At 47.2% G+C, this 17,013-nt stretch carries 12 protein-coding genes; 4 read left to right on the top strand and 8 right to left on the bottom strand.

The features are described 5' to 3' along the window. Positions 1–7: 7 nt before the first annotated feature. The 4 genes from QFZ81_RS37125 to QFZ81_RS37110 all read right to left on the bottom strand — a co-directional run bounded on the left by QFZ81_RS37125 (position 8) and on the right by QFZ81_RS37110 (position 4,776). On the bottom strand, positions 8–1,285 hold the full coding sequence (locus tag QFZ81_RS37125) for a phytoene desaturase family protein (RefSeq protein ID WP_307606768.1): 1,278 nt from the start codon (positions 1,283–1,285) through the stop codon (positions 8–10). 299 nt (positions 1,286–1,584) lie between these two features. Then, complete coding sequence (locus tag QFZ81_RS37120) at positions 1,585–2,565, bottom strand: 2,3-diaminopropionate biosynthesis protein SbnB (protein ID WP_307606766.1); 981 nt, start codon at positions 2,563–2,565, stop codon at positions 1,585–1,587. After that, on the bottom strand, positions 2,546–3,547 hold the full coding sequence (gene sbnA / locus QFZ81_RS37115; RefSeq protein ID WP_307606764.1) for a 2,3-diaminopropionate biosynthesis protein SbnA: 1,002 nt from the start codon (positions 3,545–3,547) through the stop codon (positions 2,546–2,548). The genes QFZ81_RS37120 and sbnA overlap by 20 nt, the downstream gene beginning before the upstream one ends. Positions 3,548–3,561: 14 nt before the next feature. Next, positions 3,562–4,776 (bottom strand): phenylacetate--CoA ligase family protein, encoded by a 1,215-nt coding sequence (locus QFZ81_RS37110; RefSeq protein WP_307606762.1) that lies wholly within the window; start codon positions 4,774–4,776, stop codon positions 3,562–3,564. Between the two features lie 210 nt (positions 4,777–4,986). On the opposite strand from QFZ81_RS37110, the gene QFZ81_RS37105 reads away from it, so the two are divergent. Then, entirely contained in the window at positions 4,987–5,784 is a 798-nt protein-coding gene (locus QFZ81_RS37105) for a YheC/YheD family protein (protein ID WP_307606760.1), read from the top strand. Between the two features lie 60 nt (positions 5,785–5,844). Here the strand turns inward: QFZ81_RS37105 and QFZ81_RS37100 are convergent, their stop codons facing one another. The 3 genes from QFZ81_RS37100 to QFZ81_RS37090 are packed head-to-tail and all read right to left on the bottom strand — an operon-like array spanning position 5,845 to position 8,479. Then, a complete protein-coding gene (locus tag QFZ81_RS37100; RefSeq protein ID WP_307435366.1) occupies positions 5,845–6,633 on the bottom strand; it encodes an ABC transporter permease in 789 nt (262 codons plus the stop codon). Positions 6,634–6,636: 3 nt separating this feature from the next. Further along, positions 6,637–7,431, bottom strand: coding sequence for an ABC transporter permease (locus QFZ81_RS37095; protein ID WP_307606758.1), 795 nt, complete (start codon positions 7,429–7,431; stop codon positions 6,637–6,639). Continuing rightward, positions 7,424–8,479: an ABC transporter ATP-binding protein gene (locus QFZ81_RS37090; RefSeq protein WP_171641283.1), complete on the bottom strand. Its 1,056-nt coding sequence runs from the start codon at positions 8,477–8,479 to the stop codon at positions 7,424–7,426. Before QFZ81_RS37090 ends, QFZ81_RS37095 begins: the two co-directional genes overlap by 8 nt. Positions 8,480–8,713: 234 nt before the next feature. Between QFZ81_RS37090 and QFZ81_RS37085 the strand changes: the two genes are divergently transcribed. Together QFZ81_RS37085 and QFZ81_RS37080 are read left to right on the top strand one after the other, a co-directional pair. Next, positions 8,714–9,703, top strand: coding sequence for an LCP family protein (locus QFZ81_RS37085; protein ID WP_307449178.1), 990 nt, complete (start codon positions 8,714–8,716; stop codon positions 9,701–9,703). A 226-nt stretch (positions 9,704–9,929) separates the two neighbouring features. Beyond that, positions 9,930–11,276 (top strand): glutamate-1-semialdehyde 2,1-aminomutase, encoded by a 1,347-nt coding sequence (locus QFZ81_RS37080; protein WP_307606756.1) that lies wholly within the window; start codon positions 9,930–9,932, stop codon positions 11,274–11,276. Positions 11,277–11,498: 222 nt separating this feature from the next. Here the strand turns inward: QFZ81_RS37080 and QFZ81_RS37075 are convergent, their stop codons facing one another. Beyond that, a complete protein-coding gene (locus tag QFZ81_RS37075; protein ID WP_307606754.1) occupies positions 11,499–11,765 on the bottom strand; it encodes a hypothetical protein in 267 nt (88 codons plus the stop codon). A gap of 549 nt (positions 11,766–12,314) precedes the next feature. Here QFZ81_RS37075 and QFZ81_RS37070 point away from each other — a divergent pair. Then, entirely contained in the window at positions 12,315–16,865 is a 4,551-nt protein-coding gene (locus QFZ81_RS37070; protein ID WP_307606752.1) for a glutamate synthase-related protein, read from the top strand. The last annotated feature ends 148 nt before the right edge of the window (positions 16,866–17,013 follow it).

Raw genomic sequence — 17,013 nt, 5'->3', positions numbered from 1 at the left:
GGCAATTCTACGATAAATGGCTTTCTTTTAAAATAGCCTCTGCCGCTCGATTGGCGCTTGCCGCCGATGCGTCTGCGAGCATTTCACCATGACTGACCCAGTCCCCAGCCACATAAAGGCCACGTATACCCTGAACAGATGGACCTGTAAATCTATCCGATTTACCTATATGCATAAAGTCATGGACAACCGTTATATTGGGTAGGAACTGTCTTGCGACAACTTCTTGCTCCCAGCCAGGATGAAGTGTATTCATGGTAGCGGTGAGCATTTGTTCGTCCGCCTTAGGATCGCTTTCCCCAGAACCGTTATACTTCACCATATGCACAACCAATGTACCATTATCGCTTAGCTTGGCATGGACGGTATGATGGGAGAAAAAAATAGGTTGGTCCAGAGCGATGGCAAAATCTCGTCCGCGGGCGGGCAGCTTCTTCAATCCTAAATCAAGGCATGCCGCTTTCGATGGACGGGCCTCATCCTTCCACAGTTTCAGTATGGTGTGATCAGCATTGCGAACAAGCTTGTAGGTCTCGTAAGGGGAAGCCGTACTGATTACGTTTGAGATTTCTATATATTCCTCATCGGCAAGCTTAAGCTTTTGAACCTTGCCATCCTGATGCACGATCTCTATCACATCTTTGCCGCTAATGATGTTCACACCCGCTTGAACAGCTTTCTCATGAAGCTGATCCACGATCGTTTGCCAGCCGCCATGGAGGTACAGGACTCCCTTAAGCGAACGCTGTACTTGTGCCAGAACGGGAGTCGCCAGCTGATAATCTGGATCGTGCGTATATGTGGCGGTTCTGCACAGCGCATAGAAAATATGACGCACCATCGGATCAGGAATCTCACCTTCAGCCCAATCCCTCAAAGTTGAATTTCTTAAAGTAGTTGAGTCGATTTTGTTTAACTTCATTACCAATCGCAGGAGAGTCATTTTGCCAGACCATGATAGAAGCTTAGATGATAACATACTGATCGGACTCGCTGGCATTGGCAGAATTTGATTGTTCCAGATGGCGTTCATTTTGGATGAAGGCGCCCCCCCATCTATGCGAACTCCAAGCTCTTGTAAAATCGAGTACGCTTTCCCAGCGCGGTATAACGCATGCCCGCCTAAGTTAAAGAAAACACCATTTTTCTTATTCGTAATGGCCCTGCCGCCCAAGCGTCCCGATTTTTCCAAAATAACCACTTTATTTCCAACCTTAGCTAATTCGATGGCCGCAATTAATCCAGCTAAACCTCCGCCAATAATCGCTGTGTCGTATTTTTTCATGTTCATCACCCTCCGTTTTCGCTTTTCATATATAAGGCGAAATAGGGAGGTGTTTTGTGACAGATACGGTTTCAAAATCAAACTTTCTTTGTGGATATCTTTATCTGTGGATATGTTGACATTGTGCATGAAAGTTATACACAACGGGACTTTTTACCCTGTGGAATTGTGGATAATTATGTGGATAAAATTGATCAAAAATATAAAATGAACGGTTTACGCTGTGGGGCTTGGGCGAAATCACATGTCAAAAAAAGCACTGCTCCACCAGAGCCAGCGCTTCTTCTTGTCACCATTTTTCAAACAGATCGACTGCTTTCTAACCTCACACCCTTGTTCAGGCGCAACGCTTCCTTCCAATAGTAACCAGCTAAGGCAATGTCGAATACACCTAAACCCATCGGATTGAAGTAAATGGACTCCTCCGCGGCAATAGCTGCCAATCGATTACGCAGCACAATATCTGCTAATGTTAGAACATCTGATTCCTGTAAGTCATACTGCAGATGCAGCAGTTCGATGTCCGTATTTTCACGACACACCTCTCGCCAATCATCCACGATAATAGCCTTCACCTTGGCCACGCTTTCCGGAATATAATCCCTTAGCGATATATTGAGCAGCAGTGCCCCTTTTGGCGGAGCCTCATCGATATATCTTTGTGCAGATACGGTACATGTGGCAATTACGTTAGCGCTTCGATAGCCGGACCGCCAATCGCTCGTGATGTCAGTAATCCCTTGAACGGCAGCCGGAATCGTACTTGGATCTACACCCTTCAGATCACACACAGTCACCCCTTTAATCTTTTCTCCAAATAACGCGATACACATATCGAGGTGCAACCGACCAATCGGTCCCCACCCCATAATACTAAGTCGCAAATCTGCAGGCTGCCTGCTTGCAATGTAATGACTAAGCATAACACCGCTCACTGCTGCTGTCCGCAAGCCATTCAGCAAGCCGCTGTGGATAAATGCCAGAGGCTCACCAGTAGTAGGCCTATTTAGAATAATGGTATTATGCGCTCTGGGAAGACCGAGGCGGCTATTGTTTGGAAAGCTTGCAATCCATTTAATTCCCGAGATCTCAATATTTCCTCCTACGAACGCAGGCATCGCTATAATCCGATTTGCCTGATCACGGAATCGTAAGTACGGCTTTAAGGGGTGTACACAGTCACCATTGTCTTTAATGGCAACGACATCCTTGATGATGTCGGTTAACTTCGTCCAATCGATACCGATATCTCGGATATGGTCATCGTGTAAATAAATCATACTCCAGTCTCCCATGCCAGGTACTCGGATTAAAGCCTATCTCTTTCAGCACCCATTCGTCGTTGTATACGGTGTTCAAGTAGCGCTCGCCTCGATCTGGCAAAATGGCGGCACAAACCGCTCCTTCAGGGATACTCCCGCTCATTTTGCGTATTGCAGAAATAACGCCTCCAGAAGAGGCCCCAGCCAAAATAGCTTCACTCTGTACCAAAGCACGGCAGCCTTCCACGCAATCCAAGTCTGAAACGTACATGACAAGGTCCGCTACATCATGCCTGTATAGACCTGGTGTCATTCCAGCGCCGAGCCCTGGGAACCTTCTCGAACCTTTTTCCCCGCCAAAAATGACACTGCCTACCGCATCCACTGCAACAATTTGTGTGGACCACCCACGACTTCGGATATATTCCATACACCCTCGAATCGTTCCGCACGAACTTACACCGCAAAATAAATAGTCGATCGGTCCCAATTGCTCCCCGATTTCTGACATGGTCGTCTCCATATGTGCCTTGGCATTGTCAGGGCTTGCATACTGATTGGTCCAATACGCATTCGGTATTTGTCTAACTAGCTCACTTACTCTCCGAATCCGTGCGGGCAAGAATTCACCGGTCACCGTATCCGGTTCCGTAACTAGATCGATTTCTCCATGAAAGCTGCGGATAATCTGCTTATGCTGCTCGGTTGTGCGGGGATCCACCACACAGATGAATCGCAGTCCCAGATAACAGCACAGCTGCGCAAGACTAATAGCCAAATTACCTGAACTCGATTCCACAATGACGCTGTCGCTGGTAACTTCACCACGCCGTATCGCTTCTCGAAGCATATAGAGTGCTGGCCTATCCTTCGCGCTGCCCCCTGGATTCATCCACTCCATCTTCCCGTAGACTTCGAATGGCTGATCTTTGAACAACCGTCCAAGTCGAATGAGCGGCGTGCCTCCGATCGCTTCCACAATACCCCCTTCAAGATGCATACGCATTCCCTCCTTCACGTATAAAAGATTTTTTTATTCTTCACGGAGGCGCGGCTTAGCGAATCTTCAAAGGTACCTCCGATAACCTGAATTCCTGCTAATATCCGGGCTCTAATCATCATGCCGATTTCTGGAATGCGATTTTCCACATCAAAGCGAATACTTTCCAGAACCGCTGTTGTTGCATTCGTACTGAACACATATACACGTAATGAATTTCCCGCCACATTCACACGAACACTGGCATTTCCTAAATGACGATAAACGACATCTTCAATGTCGTAGATGCTTATCTTCTCTCCGTGCTTCAGATCAGGCCCTATTCGCTTCACTATACTTTGAAAACTTTGTCTAGGAACACCATCCACCATAATAGGACGCAAATCACGAACAACATCGTAAGTAACGTAACGCAATGCAGGAAACGAGTCTCTTACCGTTGACGTCAGTATTAGCACCTGCTCTTGCTCATCCGTTAGAGGCTCCAAGTCCTCTCCGAGCGACTCCGCGCTGACCCCCTCAGCCAAGAGTCCATCCGCAAACAGATACCTCCTATGTTCGTGTGAAAAGTAAGCAATAGTCCCGATCTCAATAGAACCATACGTATCTGTTATTTGTTCCTCAGCGATGCTGAGCCTTTCAGCTACCCGCTTGATCCAGCCTGGCGCAGCAATTTCCCCAACCAAAATAACATGGCAAATCCCATACGCAGCAGGGTCAACAGAGGCCAGAAGAATGCGATCTAGAATGGACGGCATTGTATACAGCACTTCCGGCCTAAAGCTTGCCAGTCTTTCAATATGCTGCTCAACAGGAAGCTGGAAGGATAATGTTTCAACCTCCATACCCAGTTCGCGGAACACCTCTACAGCCGTCGCCTCCGCGTGTCCAGTACCCATATCCGCCATCGCGGCCCGATACTTGTGTCCATCAAGAATCCTACGGAAAATATCCAGCTTAATGCGCAGGTAAGCCTCTTCATCCGATTTTGAGTAAAAAATCGTTTTTCGCCGTTTGGAACTCGTACCCGATGTCTGATACCGATTCAAATCAGCCCGCTGATGAAAAGGATTATTTTCCGTATAGTAAAACGTCTCTAGAGTAGCTGCTGACATAAGCGGCAGCGCAGTCAACGCCCCACTTTCCTCATCCGACCGCTCTAGATCATGCCCTAGTGGATACCAAGAAAATTGCCGTTTCATCCCATGTATCGTTTCCATAATGTGCATGGAAGGATGGTTCCCCCTCTCCGCTTTTCCATCATAAACAACCGATAATCCAGACACTGCTAACTACATATCCTATGCGTTTTGTCCTGCCTTAGTTCTTTATTCATAACTTAGTTGTCACAAAACTTGGTCTGGTATTTACACCTATATGCCATTCAATTCATATGTTAAAGGAAATCTATTTTCTCAATAGTGAAGAGGATCCTATCCATGAACAAAACCCGCAAGATCATTGCAAGTAAGCTGATAAAGACTCGAATTGTACTTAGAAATAAGAATTTGCAAAAACATATGCCACCTACTCACCCTTTTAACCAAAAACGGCTATCAGCTATGCTGGCGAGGTACGGAATGATCTATGTCAAACCTGATGCCGGCTCCCTAGGTATAGGCGTGATGCGAGTCGATAAAAAGGGCGGGATTTACCGCTATCAAAGCGGAGTACGAATATTCACCTTTCCAACATTTGAGAAGCTGTTCCAATCCATACAGAGTCGCTGCGGCAGCAAACGTTATCTCATTCAGAAAGGCATTCACGTCTTGAAGCACGAAGGAAACCCTTTCGATTTCCGCGTCATGATTCAAAAAAAACCATCCGGTGGATGGGAATGTACTGGAACAGCTGGGCGTGTTGCTCATCCACGTAAAGCCGTTACCAACGGCAGCCAAGGCGGTACCATTTACAAAGCCGCTGATCTCATTGAACCCAAGCACGGAAGCGAATCCACGAGCTTGCTTTTGCAAAAGATGGAGCAAATAGCACAGCTAACAGCTGCGCAATTCAGCCGCTCCTATCCTGCCATGAATGAACTCGGAATCGATATCGCTGTCGACCGCAAACTGAAACCATGGATCTTGGAAGTTAATACACGACCTGACCCTTGTCCTTTCACCAAGCTCGAAGATAAAGCGATCATCCGTAAAATCATCACTTATGCCAAAGTCTATGGCAGGCGATACTGTTTGACCTGTTCCAAGGCGAAGAAAGCACCTAAGGGAAACAAATAGTCATACTCAAAAAAGCCCAGTTCCTGCTTTTTAGCAAGAATTGGGCTTTTCAGTCTACTATTAAGATCCCGCGCCGCGGTACCGTTTCACGCCAATATTCCAAACCGTAATACCCAAGATGCTGAAAACAATACCAACAACCGGTGTCAGCAAGGCAAACCACTTCCAATTCTCTGGATCAATGAAATAAGCGGCCGGATAGAAGCCGACGAACGCAAAAGGCAGAATCCACGTCAAGATCGTTCGGAGCAGCTTATTATAAATCGTAGCCGGATATCGTCCATAGTTTTGGATGTTCCAAATCAACGGCAGAATACCTGTCGGCGCATCAGAGAAAAAGGCCAGCGACGTCAGCGAGATGTATACTCCTGCATAAATGAGAATCGATCCAATCACCAGTACAATAAAGACGAGCGGATCATGCCAGTGAAACGGAATCTCGAGCTGAACCCACGAGTAGATCATGACAATCAGACCTGCTAATGCGCTAAATAGTGAAGATGGACTCATGTTTTCGAGCATCAATTGCCATAGATTGTAGGCGGGACGCGTCAGGATACGGTCCATCTCCCCTTTGACAATATAACGTTCACTGAAGCCCCATAAGTTAAAAAAAGTGATGAATATGCCGTATGGAATCATAAAATAACCGTAAATGAACAAAATTTGTTCTTGATTCCAGCCGCCAAGCGATTGTGTTTGCAAAAATACGACGAGAATGAAGAATAGATTTAAACCATTGAACATCAAGTCGGAAAAAACCTCAATCCAGAAATCGGATCGGTAGGTGAGACGCGTTTTCATGTAATTTTTCAAATATTCAACAACTAGGGAGATATAGAACTTCATATGCTAACCCCCCTGTACGAAAAGACGCGTTTTGGATTTAACCCACAGGACATAGATCGGAATAATTAAAAGCAGGAACCACAGCACTTGGACGCCAAGGCTTTGGAATATCGCAGTACCTGTGATTTTTCCTGTGAAAACAGCGCTCGGCAAGTAAGTAATCGCTTGAAAAGGCAGCCACTCTAAGACCGATTTGGACCATCCTGGGAAAAAGGAGATCGGAATAATTAAACCGGAGAACAAGTCGACGGCAACGCGCTTCATGCGCATCAGACCTTCGTTGTTTTCCAAGAAAAAAGCGAATAATCCCGTAATGATATTAAGCTGCGTGTTAATCAGAAAGCTGAAAAACAGCATCACGAAGTAGATAACCCACAGACTTGGATCGGTTGGGAACTCAATCGGCAAGAGAAGCCATATGAAGATCATTCCCGGTGTCGTGAAGAGAAGCAGACGGAATACGCCTTCTCCCAATCCTTGCATCATTTTTACAAAAACGTAGTTATAAGGACGAATAAATTGGATGGCTACACTGCCGTCACGAATTTCACTAGCAATTTCACGATCTAAGTTATTGAAGTAAAAAGCGCGCCCCATCCAGGAAATGGCCACATAAGTCGTCATCTGACCTAACGTCAGGCCGCCAATTATAGCTTGCTCACCATAAATTGCTTTATATACAAAATAATAAGAACCAATATTGAGTGCATAGATCAAAATGCCGCTGTAGTAATTAACACGGTAAGCAAGCATCATGAGAAATCGCATGCGGATAACTTCTAAATAAGCACTAAGCATGGGACGCGACTCCCTCTGGCTGCGGCACTTCTTCTTGACGTTTCACATCGGCTGAGCCGGCTTTATAAATTTCACGGACGATATCATCCGTATTCGTTTCATTGATTTTGATATCTTGAATTTGCAAAACGCCGACTACGCGGCTAAGCACCTCAGAAACATTGGCGCGTTCGTGCGGTATGAACACTTTGGCGGACAGCTCATTTTCAAGCTGCCAAGCAACATCTAGGCCTCGCGTAAGCTCTTGAAGACGAGCTAATGTGGTCGGATGCTCAAATTGCAGCACGACTTCTTTGCCTTTGCCCCATTTCACCTTCAGCTCTTCGAGTCCGCCATCATAAATAATACGGCCATCATCGAGCATGATAACACGGGAACACAATGCTTCAATATCCTGCAAGTCATGCGTTGTAAGCAAAATCGTCGTTTCGTAACGCTGATTAAGCGATTTGAGAAATTCGCGAATTTCTGTTTTCACTACGATATCTAGACCAATAGTCGGTTCATCGAGGAACAGAATCGCTGGGTTATGAATAAGGGAAGCGGCTAACTCACAGCGCATCCGTTGACCTAGACTTAGCTTACGAACGGGACGTGATAACAAATCCGATAATTGTAGACGATCGACGAGCTCGTCGAGACGCTTTTTGTAATCGGCTTCTGATACCCGATACACCTTTTTCAATAGTTGAAACGATTCAACGACACCGATATCCCACCAGAGCTGACTGCGTTGACCGAAAACAACACCGATTCCGGCTACGAATTTCTCACGCTCTTTAAATGGAACGAAACCATTGACCTTGATATGTCCTGATGTAGGTACTAGAATACCCGTCAGCATTTTGATGGTAGTAGACTTGCCAGCTCCATTTTCACCTATATATCCACAAATTTCGCCCTTAGGAATTTGAAAGCTGATGTCTTTCACAGCTGTAATTTGTTTATATTCCCTCTGAAATAAATCTTGGAATGCGCCTTTTAAACCCCCGCGGCTCTGCTGAACTTGAAATTCCTTGCGCAGATCTTGAACATCAATCGCTAACATGAACTTACCCCCTGTCTGTGTAGACTCGGCTACATATAACGGCAAAAATCGCCGTAACTTGCTATCGAAGTTTCATAACCTCTATAATATGGATCATAAAGATGAATTGTACAACACACTCATGATACATGAATTCTGTAAGAAAAAAAAGTACAGATTACCTCTACCTACGAAAGGAGCGCAGAACCTTTGAGAATCATAAAACGAACCTTGCTCCTGATCGGCTTGCTGCTTATGGTGGTAGCTGGTTATTATTCTTATTCTTTCTATAATTTCGCGAACAATATCTCCCATAAATCGGACAATCCACAAGGCAGCGGCACCATGATTGCCCAGAATATTAAAGATAAAGGGGATAAATTCATCCCACCAAAATGGGAAGACAAACAGCGAGTCAACATTTTGCTTCTAGGCGGAGATTCGCGTGGGATGACGAAGAATGAGCTGCCCCGTTCGGACAGTATAATGCTAGCATCGATTGATCCCGTGACCAAGAAGGCTCATCTTTTCTCTATCCTTCGAGATACCTATGTGAAGATCCCAGGCGAAGGTGAAGATCGCATCAACACAGCCATTACATCAGGCGGTCCGAATTTAGCGATGAAAACGGTCAGTGATTTGCTCGGCATCCCTATTCAGTACTATGTTTATACCGACTTTAAAGGATTCATTGCACTCATTGATGCCGTTGGCGGAATTGATATTGACGTCGAGAAAGATATGAAATATTCGGACTCGGAAGATGATCATGTGTATGATATTAATTTAAAAAAAGGGCTTCAGCATCTCGATGGCAAAACGGCTTTGCAGTATGTACGCTTTCGACACGATGCTTTGTCCGACTTCTCGCGTACGGAACGTCAGAGGAAGTTCCTAACTGCGGTCGCGCAAAAAATGCAAACAACCTCTTCCTTAATTAAGCTGCCAAGAATTCTAAATGCCATCGATCCTTATATCGATACGAACCTCAGTGTGACGGATATGCTCAAGCTTGGCGGCCTTGGTTATGAGGCGAAAGCTGACGGAATCGTCAGCTCCCAATTACCGCCAACCGAGCTCCTGATCGAGAAAAACGTCCGCGGCGCCGCTGTCATTACGGCGAACAAAGAGAAGCTGCAGCTATATGTGAAGGACCTTTTTGCAGGGAAGGCTGAGGCTGACGCTGGTCCTACGAAGCCATCACCTTCACCTACACCGAAGTCTGCGGTGAAGACGACGAAGTGATGAGGCGTTGCAGGACGCTCTGGCATAGTGCGAACGGCTGGCTTTACGGATGAGAAACATCCTTATGGTGACTGGACGAAGACTAAGCTAGTTGGTTAGAATTACGAAGTTAATTAATCAATTGAGATTTTATGCCTCTACTTGGCTAGAGGGCTTAGCGCCCTTCGAGTAGGGGCTTTTTGTAAGACCATAAACGACTACATAGCGTAAAGGAATGATTCTTCTCATGGAACGCAAACAATCCGAGCAGTTATATCAAGAAGCACTGAAACATATCGTCGGCGGGGTCAACAGCCCTTCCCGCTCATTTAAAGCTGTTGGCGGCGGCGCGCCTGTCTTCATGAAGCGTGGGCAAGGCGCACACTTCTGGGATGTAGACGGGAATCGCTTCATTGACTACCTTGCCGCCTATGGCCCTATCATTACCGGTCACGCGCATCCGCACGTGACCGAGGCGATTTGCCGCGCCGCACAGAACGGCACGCTGTACGGCACCCCGACCGAACTCGAAATCGAGTTCGCCAAGATGCTGAAGTCGGCGATTCCTTCGCTCGACAAAGTGCGCTTCGTCAACTCCGGCACAGAGGCCGTGATGACGACGATTCGTGTGGCGCGCGCCTTCACGAATCGCACCAAGATCATTAAGTTTGCCGGGTGCTACCACGGCCACTCGGATCTCGTGCTTGTGGCGGCCGGCTCCGGGCCGTCCACGTTAGGCACGCCGGACAGCGCGGGCGTGCCTGCGAGCATCGCGCAAGAGGTCATTACAGTGCCGTTCAACGACATTCCGGCACTCGAGGCCGCGCTTGCGCGTTGGGGTGAAGAGATTGCCGCGGTGATGGTGGAACCCATCGTCGGGAACTTCGGCATGGTCATGCCCCATGCCGGCTACCTCGAGCAGCTCTGCGAAGCTGCTCACAAGTACAGTGCCCTCGTCATCTACGACGAGGTCATCACGGCGTTCCGCTTCCATTACGGAGCGGCACAGACCTACCCCGGCCTCCCACTTGTGGAGGGCGGCACTTCCGAGGCGGCGGCGCGCTTCGCCGCCGTGGAGCCGGACCTTACAGCCCTCGGCAAAGTGATCGGCGGCGGGCTGCCGATCGGTGCCTATGGGGGCCGCAAGGCCGTGATGGAGCAGGTTGCTCCGCTCGGACCTGCTTATCAAGCCGGCACGATGGCGGGGAACCCCGCCTCCATCTCTGCCGGCATCGCCTGCTTGGAGGTGCTCCAGCAGGCTGGCGTCTACGCCAAGCTCGAGCAGCTTGGGGAAACACTTTCGGTCGGCATCGCCGAATCCGCCGCAAGGCATGGCATCGCATTGACGCTTAATCGCATCGGCGGCGCCTTCTCCACCCACTTCTGTGACCATCCCGTCACGAACTTTGACGAAGCACAGGATACCGACGGCGAACGCTTCGCTGATTTCTTCCGACTTATGCTGGAGCAAGGCATTAACCTCGCTCCGTCCAAATACGAGGCGTGGTTCATGACCATCGCCCATACGGATGACGATATCGCGCAAACGCTCGATGCTGTTGACCAAGCTTTCAAAACCATGAAAACTCGCTAAAATGGCTTCTCATGTGTTATCTGTTACGGGTTTTGTATTGCATGAACCCACCCCGACTTCCATTGGAGGAAATACAATTGAGAGCGCCAAAAAGGGCTCTCAACTCGCTTTATCGCTCCTCAAACGCACAAAAACTCCAAACCTACAGCTTTAAGCGACGTTTCCGCGCTCTCAGCTTTAAAACAATGGAAATATCCAATGAAATCTGAGATTTCACACTTTTTAGGGCACCTCCATTGGATTTCTCCAATAGAACCATTTTAACCCCATGACTAACAGAGGCTCTTGTAGTTGTTGTTGTTGTTGTTGTTGTAGTTGTTGTTGTAGTTGTAGTTGTTGTTGTAGTTGTTGTTGTTGTAGTTGTTGTTGTTGTTTTGGTTTTGGTTTTGGTTTTGGTTTTGGTTTTGGTTGTGGTTCTTTCTCTGTTCTTGCTCTGGCTCTTGATCTAACTCTAGCCTCCATCATTCTCACAATCTCAACGACTTTCACAAGCTTAAACAGCTCCAACTTCTACCACTACATGTCTCAGAAACGAACTATGATCCTATATGGATTGTAGTTCGTTCGTATTTTAAGAGTACCCCAAGCCATGAGAAATATGGTTTTATTCACCAGTATGCAAAAAAGGTAACGCTTACATTTGTGATTTCGATCTGCAACTATTGTCGGATGAACTTTTTCATGCTATTCTAAGAGTACTTTTACCCTTTTCGCGAAATGTCTTGTTTTCATAGTATTTTCCTAGAAAGTTAGGGCATGATTTACAAATTCTTTGCCGATTTTTGTGTGTAATGCCTTACTTTAATACAGGTCGATTAGAGCCTCATTTCGGGGAGATTATCTCCTTAAAATTGGTATGCCATTCAATTATATTGCATTTTTATTCATAATCTTGCATATTTCGGTTTTGACTCCTTTGTGGGTAATTCCTTGAAAATGCTAGGGTTGCGGGCTCATCAATGCCAGAATGCAAGAAGCGTAGTGCAAGAGGAGTTTAAATTTGTATGGGAGGTGACGGTCAGGCGACTGACCTGAGCAATGAATGAAATTATGCGTAATGAAGGCCGTTTTCAAGATCTACTAGGCACCGAACACGACAGCTGCGGTATTATTTGTATTATTGAAAAGAATGGTCACCCTTCCCATGATAACATCCAAAAAACGATTGATGCCCTCGTAAAAATGGAACATCGTTCGGGTTTTATCCACGGTGAAGGCGACGGTTGCGGTATTTTAACGGATATTCCACGTGCTCTTTGGGAAAAGAAATTAACAGATGCGGGTCAAGACGGCAAACTTGCCTACGACAACCGTTTTTCTATTGGACATATCTTTGTTCCCCGCAAGCTTGACCTGACCGTTGCTCAGATTCAAGACGGTATCCGCGAGCTCTTTGCTTCCCATGATGTATCCATCATTTTGGAGCAAGAGAATGAAGTGCACAGCAGCGTCCTTGGACCTAACGGCCTAAACGATGAGCCTACTTTCTGGCAAATCGCAGCGATTAGCAACAAAACAGAAGGCCAGGTAGCTGATCACCTTTATGAACTGCATATCGCAATCGAAGATAAATACAACGTTCACGTAGCAACTCTAAGTAATGTAACATCTGCTTACAAAGTGCTTGGAGCGGCAAGTATCCTTCCTAAATACTTCAAAGATACGTGTGATGCTTTATTTGCTTCCCAAGTTACAATCGGTCACAACCGTTATTCCACAAACACCTTGTCCAGCTTCTTCCGTGTACAACCGTTCTCGCTGCTCGGGCACAATGGTGAAATCAACACGATTAAGAAACTTCGTATCGAAGCAGACATGGTTGGTGTTCCGCTCGTAAGCGGCGGTTCTGACTCCCAAGATATGAACAGAACGATTGAAACGTTCATTCATCGCTTTGGCTTGTCTCTTTTTGAAGCGATGGAAATGGTATTTCCTCCTATTATTAATGAAATGAAACAGTTCCGTCCGGAACTTCAAGATCTTTATGTGTACTACCGTCAAGTATGGGGTCATTTTGCCCAAGGTCCTGCGGGTATCGTTTCTCGTTATGGCAACGAATGTATTTTCAGCGTGGATGCGCTTGGTCTTCGTCCGGTATGGATGGTTGAGAGCGATACTTCCTTATACTTCTCCTCGGAGCAGGGTGTTATTACGGTTGGCGAAATGGTCGCTGATCCGAAACCAATTGCACCAGGTGAAAAAGTGGGCGTTGTGCTTACACCAGGTGAACACGTTCAAGTTATTCCTTACCATGAAGTACAAACTTTAGTGTACGAGCGCGCTAGCAAACGTCTGAATATTGGCGGACTTCACAAATATCTGAACCATGTTAAAACAGATACTCAAGCTGAACTTAATGAGAACATTGTAGCGACAGACCAATTGTATAGTGCATTTGGTTGGGATCGTGACGGTATTCAACATATCGAAACGATGTCTGAAACAGGTGCTGAACCTATCCGCTCCCTGGGTCACGATTCACCTCATGCTGCTCTTGCTTGGGAACGCCAGAACGTGCCTGACTTCATTAAAGAAAGCGTAGCTGTTGTTACGAATCCTGCGATTGACCGTGACCGTGAGATGGAGCATTTCTCCACCCGCATCATTGCCGGCACTCGGACTCCTGTTTATGCACAAGTAGATAACAACCTGCGTCTTGAGCTTCTGGCACCACTTGTACTCGAAGGTACGAATGGCGTAGATAGCGAAGAGCACCTGTCACAACCTTCTTATGAGCAATTGTTGGCCCTGTTCCGTGCACAAGGAGATAACGCTGTAGCCGTGCTTTCCAGTACTTTCGCTCGTGGAACTTCTCTGAGTGATGGCTTGGATGCTCTAGCTGCTGCTGCGATCGCTGCTGCCCGCAATGGTGCTGCACTGATAGTTCTTGACGATGCAGAAGCTCATCAAAATGACCGTTTGTGGCTGGAACCGCATCTTGCCATTTCCAAAATCGATATCGCACTTCGTGCGGAAAAACTCGGTTTCGGCGACAACTTGCGCCGCCATGTTACTTTAATCCTGCGTTCCGCTGCGATTCGCAGCTTGCATGATATCGCTGTAGCTTGCGGTCTTGGCGCAGACGTAATCTCACCATACCTGTTGTTCTCAACGGCATCTGATAAAGAAGGCCATGCTGCAGCAGCACGTAAAGTGTATGCAGCACTGACTAAAGGTCTAGAGAAAGTTATTTCCACGATCGGTACTCATGAGCTTCGCGGTTACACACGTTTCTTCTCCTCCATCGGCTTCCATCCGGAAGTTGCTGAAGTATTAGATATCGTGAACTACCTCGGTAGCGAAAAAGCGGGAACTGGCTTTGCCCAGCTCGAAGCTGATGCCGAATTACGTTATACAGACTATACAAATCCAAAAGCAAAAGCAGCGAAAAACTTCCGTTTCTTCCAACGTATGTGGAAAGCACTAGGCGACGCCGCTTCAGGCGCTGCTCCTTATAGCGACTACCGCGACAAGCTGCGTGAAGAAGAGAAGAAGAACCCGATTTCCATTCGTCACATTGCTGGATTCAACATTGACAAAGCACTAAGCGAAGGCCGCAAGGCACTCGATCCGTCACAAGTTGATATCTCCATTGGCGGTCATTCCTTGCCGATGCTGATTTCTTCGATGTCATTTGGTTCACAAAATGAAACAGCTTTCCGTGCCTACGCTGAAGCCGGCGAACGCCTGAACATGGTTACCATGAACGGCGAGGGCGGAGAGATTAAAGATATGCTCGGCCGTTACAAAAAAACGCGCGGTGCGCAAGTCGCATCCGGACGTTTCGGTGTTAACGTAGAATTAGCTAACGCGGTCGCTTTCCTTGAGATCAAAATCGGTCAAGGGGCTAAACCGGGCGAAGGCGGTCACTTGCCAGGATCCAAAGTAACAGCGAAAATCGCTGCTGCTCGTAATGCAACGATTGGTTCTGACCTGATCTCTCCTTCTAACAACCATGACATCTACTCGATCGAGGATTTGGCGCAAATCATTTCCGAGCTTAAAGAAGGTAGCGGTCGTAAAGCGAAAATTATCGTTAAAATCCCGGTTGTACCAGGTATCGGTACGATTGCGGTTGGTGTAGCGAAAGCAGGCGCTGACGTTATCACGCTTTCCGGTTTTGACGGCGGTACAGGTGCGGCTCGTATTCACTCCTTGACACACGTTGGTCTTCCAACAGAGATCGGTACGAAGCTTGCTCACGTTGCTTTGATTGAAGCTGGTCTTCGTCACCGCGTTGAGCTGTGGTCCGATGGCGGTCTGAAATCAGGCTCTGACGTTGTTAAAATGGTTATGCTCGGTGCGAACCGTGCAGGTTTCGGTAGTATCGCGATGCAATCGATCGGCTGTACAACTTGCCGCGGCTGTCATTTAGATACTTGTCACGTTGGTATTGCTACACAAATCGATTCCATGGAAGAAGCGGAAGAAAAAGGTCTTCGCCGTTTCGTACCTCGTCAATTCGATGTAGCTGTAGACAGCTTGGTTCGTTTGTTTGGTGGTATTGGTGAAGAAGTACGTGAAGTCGTTGCTTCCCTTGGTTTCAAAAGCTTACAAGAACTCGTTGGCCGTTCCGATCTATTGGAACAAATCAGCCACGTAGATCGTATTGATTTATCCGATATCCTTCGTCCAGCTCCGCTGCAGTTCATCTCTGCTGCTGAAAGAGCTATCGATGAAGCAGCTGTATCATCCGATATCCGTATCGCGGCTGGTGCTGAAGGTCAAGAATTCTTCCCGGATTCCTTGGCTCTGGATGCTCCAATCGTACGTAACTGGTCCAAAGTGGATGCCGAGTCCCGTATTCTAGGAGCTCGTTACTCCAGCCATCGCGTAAGAGATCGCTTCGACGGAAGCTACGATGCATTACCGACAGTTACATTGAACTTCATTGATGGTTCCGTACCAGGAAACGGTTTGGCTGCCTTCAATGCTCGCGGCGTAGATATTACCGTTCATGGCGGCGCTGAAGACGGTCTTGGTAAAATGGCCTTCGGTGGTAAAGTCGCTATCGTTAAAGCACTTGGCAAAAACAATACCTTCATCAACGGCAGCGTTGGTAAATCGTTCGGTTACGGCGCGCAAAAAGGTTTGTTCTTAATCCAAGGCAGCGCAGATACTCGTGCATGTATCCGTTTCTCCGGTGCTGACGTTGTATTCGGCGGCGAAATTACGACACCACTTCAAGATGAACTAGGCGGACTTGCCGCTCGTGCAAACCTTAAAGGCTTCGCATTTGAGTACATGACAAACGGTCGCGCCGTTGTTATGGGCGATCCAGGTCCATGGATCTGTGCAGGGATGACAGGTGGCGTAATCTACCAACGTCTTGTACCAGAAATGGGTCTAGATCAAGCAGCAATCGAACGGCGTATCGCGAAAGGCGCCAAAGTGAAACTTGAAGCCATTGGCGTACAAAGCAAAAAAGATCTTACCGAATTGCTTACAGCTTACCACGCTGAGCTTGCTAACTCCGGCCAAACCGAAGCAGCAGCTAAAATCGAAGGTTTGCTCAGCAATCTTGAAGCTAACTTCATCCGGATCTCCCCGGTCAACATGCAAGCTGACCAATCCGTTGCTACGGAATAGTTCAAACAAAAAGCTCCGCGGGACCTTAGCAGGTCTTGCGGAGCTTTTTTTCATAGGAACAATTTGCATCGGGTGCATAAAATATGCTCAACCATCGCATTTTATTAAGTAGCGTCACCCATCCGCATACCATAGGAGGTTTTTAGCT

It is taken from the genome of Paenibacillus sp. V4I9 (genome assembly GCF_030817295.1).
GTDB lineage: Bacteria > Bacillota > Bacilli > Paenibacillales > NBRC-103111 > Paenibacillus_E.
This window is presented reverse-complemented; position numbering and strand designations above follow the sequence as displayed.

What these genes read in the sequence shown, in the direction of transcription:
- QFZ81_RS37085 (WP_307449178.1), top strand. Translation starts at nt 8,714, where the DNA reads ATGGTGGTAGCTGGTTATTATTCTTATTCTTTCTATAATTTCGCGAAC.
- sbnA (WP_307606764.1), bottom strand. Translation starts at nt 3,547, where the DNA reads ATGCATCTTGAAGGGGGTATTGTGGAAGCGATCGGAGGCACGCCGCTC.
- QFZ81_RS37105 (WP_307606760.1), top strand. Translation starts at nt 4,987, where the DNA reads ATGAACAAAACCCGCAAGATCATTGCAAGTAAGCTGATAAAGACTCGA.
- QFZ81_RS37070 (WP_307606752.1), top strand. Translation starts at nt 12,315, where the DNA reads ATGAATGAAATTATGCGTAATGAAGGCCGTTTTCAAGATCTACTAGGC.
- QFZ81_RS37125 (WP_307606768.1), bottom strand. Translation starts at nt 1,285, where the DNA reads ATGAAAAAATACGACACAGCGATTATTGGCGGAGGTTTAGCTGGATTA.
- QFZ81_RS37110 (WP_307606762.1), bottom strand. Translation starts at nt 4,776, where the DNA reads ATGCACATTATGGAAACGATACATGGGATGAAACGGCAATTTTCTTGG.
- QFZ81_RS37090 (WP_171641283.1), bottom strand. Translation starts at nt 8,479, where the DNA reads ATGTTAGCGATTGATGTTCAAGATCTGCGCAAGGAATTTCAAGTTCAG.
- QFZ81_RS37095 (WP_307606758.1), bottom strand. Translation starts at nt 7,431, where the DNA reads ATGCTTAGTGCTTATTTAGAAGTTATCCGCATGCGATTTCTCATGATG.
- QFZ81_RS37120 (WP_307606766.1), bottom strand. Translation starts at nt 2,565, where the DNA reads ATGATTTATTTACACGATGACCATATCCGAGATATCGGTATCGATTGG.
- QFZ81_RS37080 (WP_307606756.1), top strand. Translation starts at nt 9,930, where the DNA reads ATGGAACGCAAACAATCCGAGCAGTTATATCAAGAAGCACTGAAACAT.
- QFZ81_RS37100 (WP_307435366.1), bottom strand. Translation starts at nt 6,633, where the DNA reads ATGAAGTTCTATATCTCCCTAGTTGTTGAATATTTGAAAAATTACATG.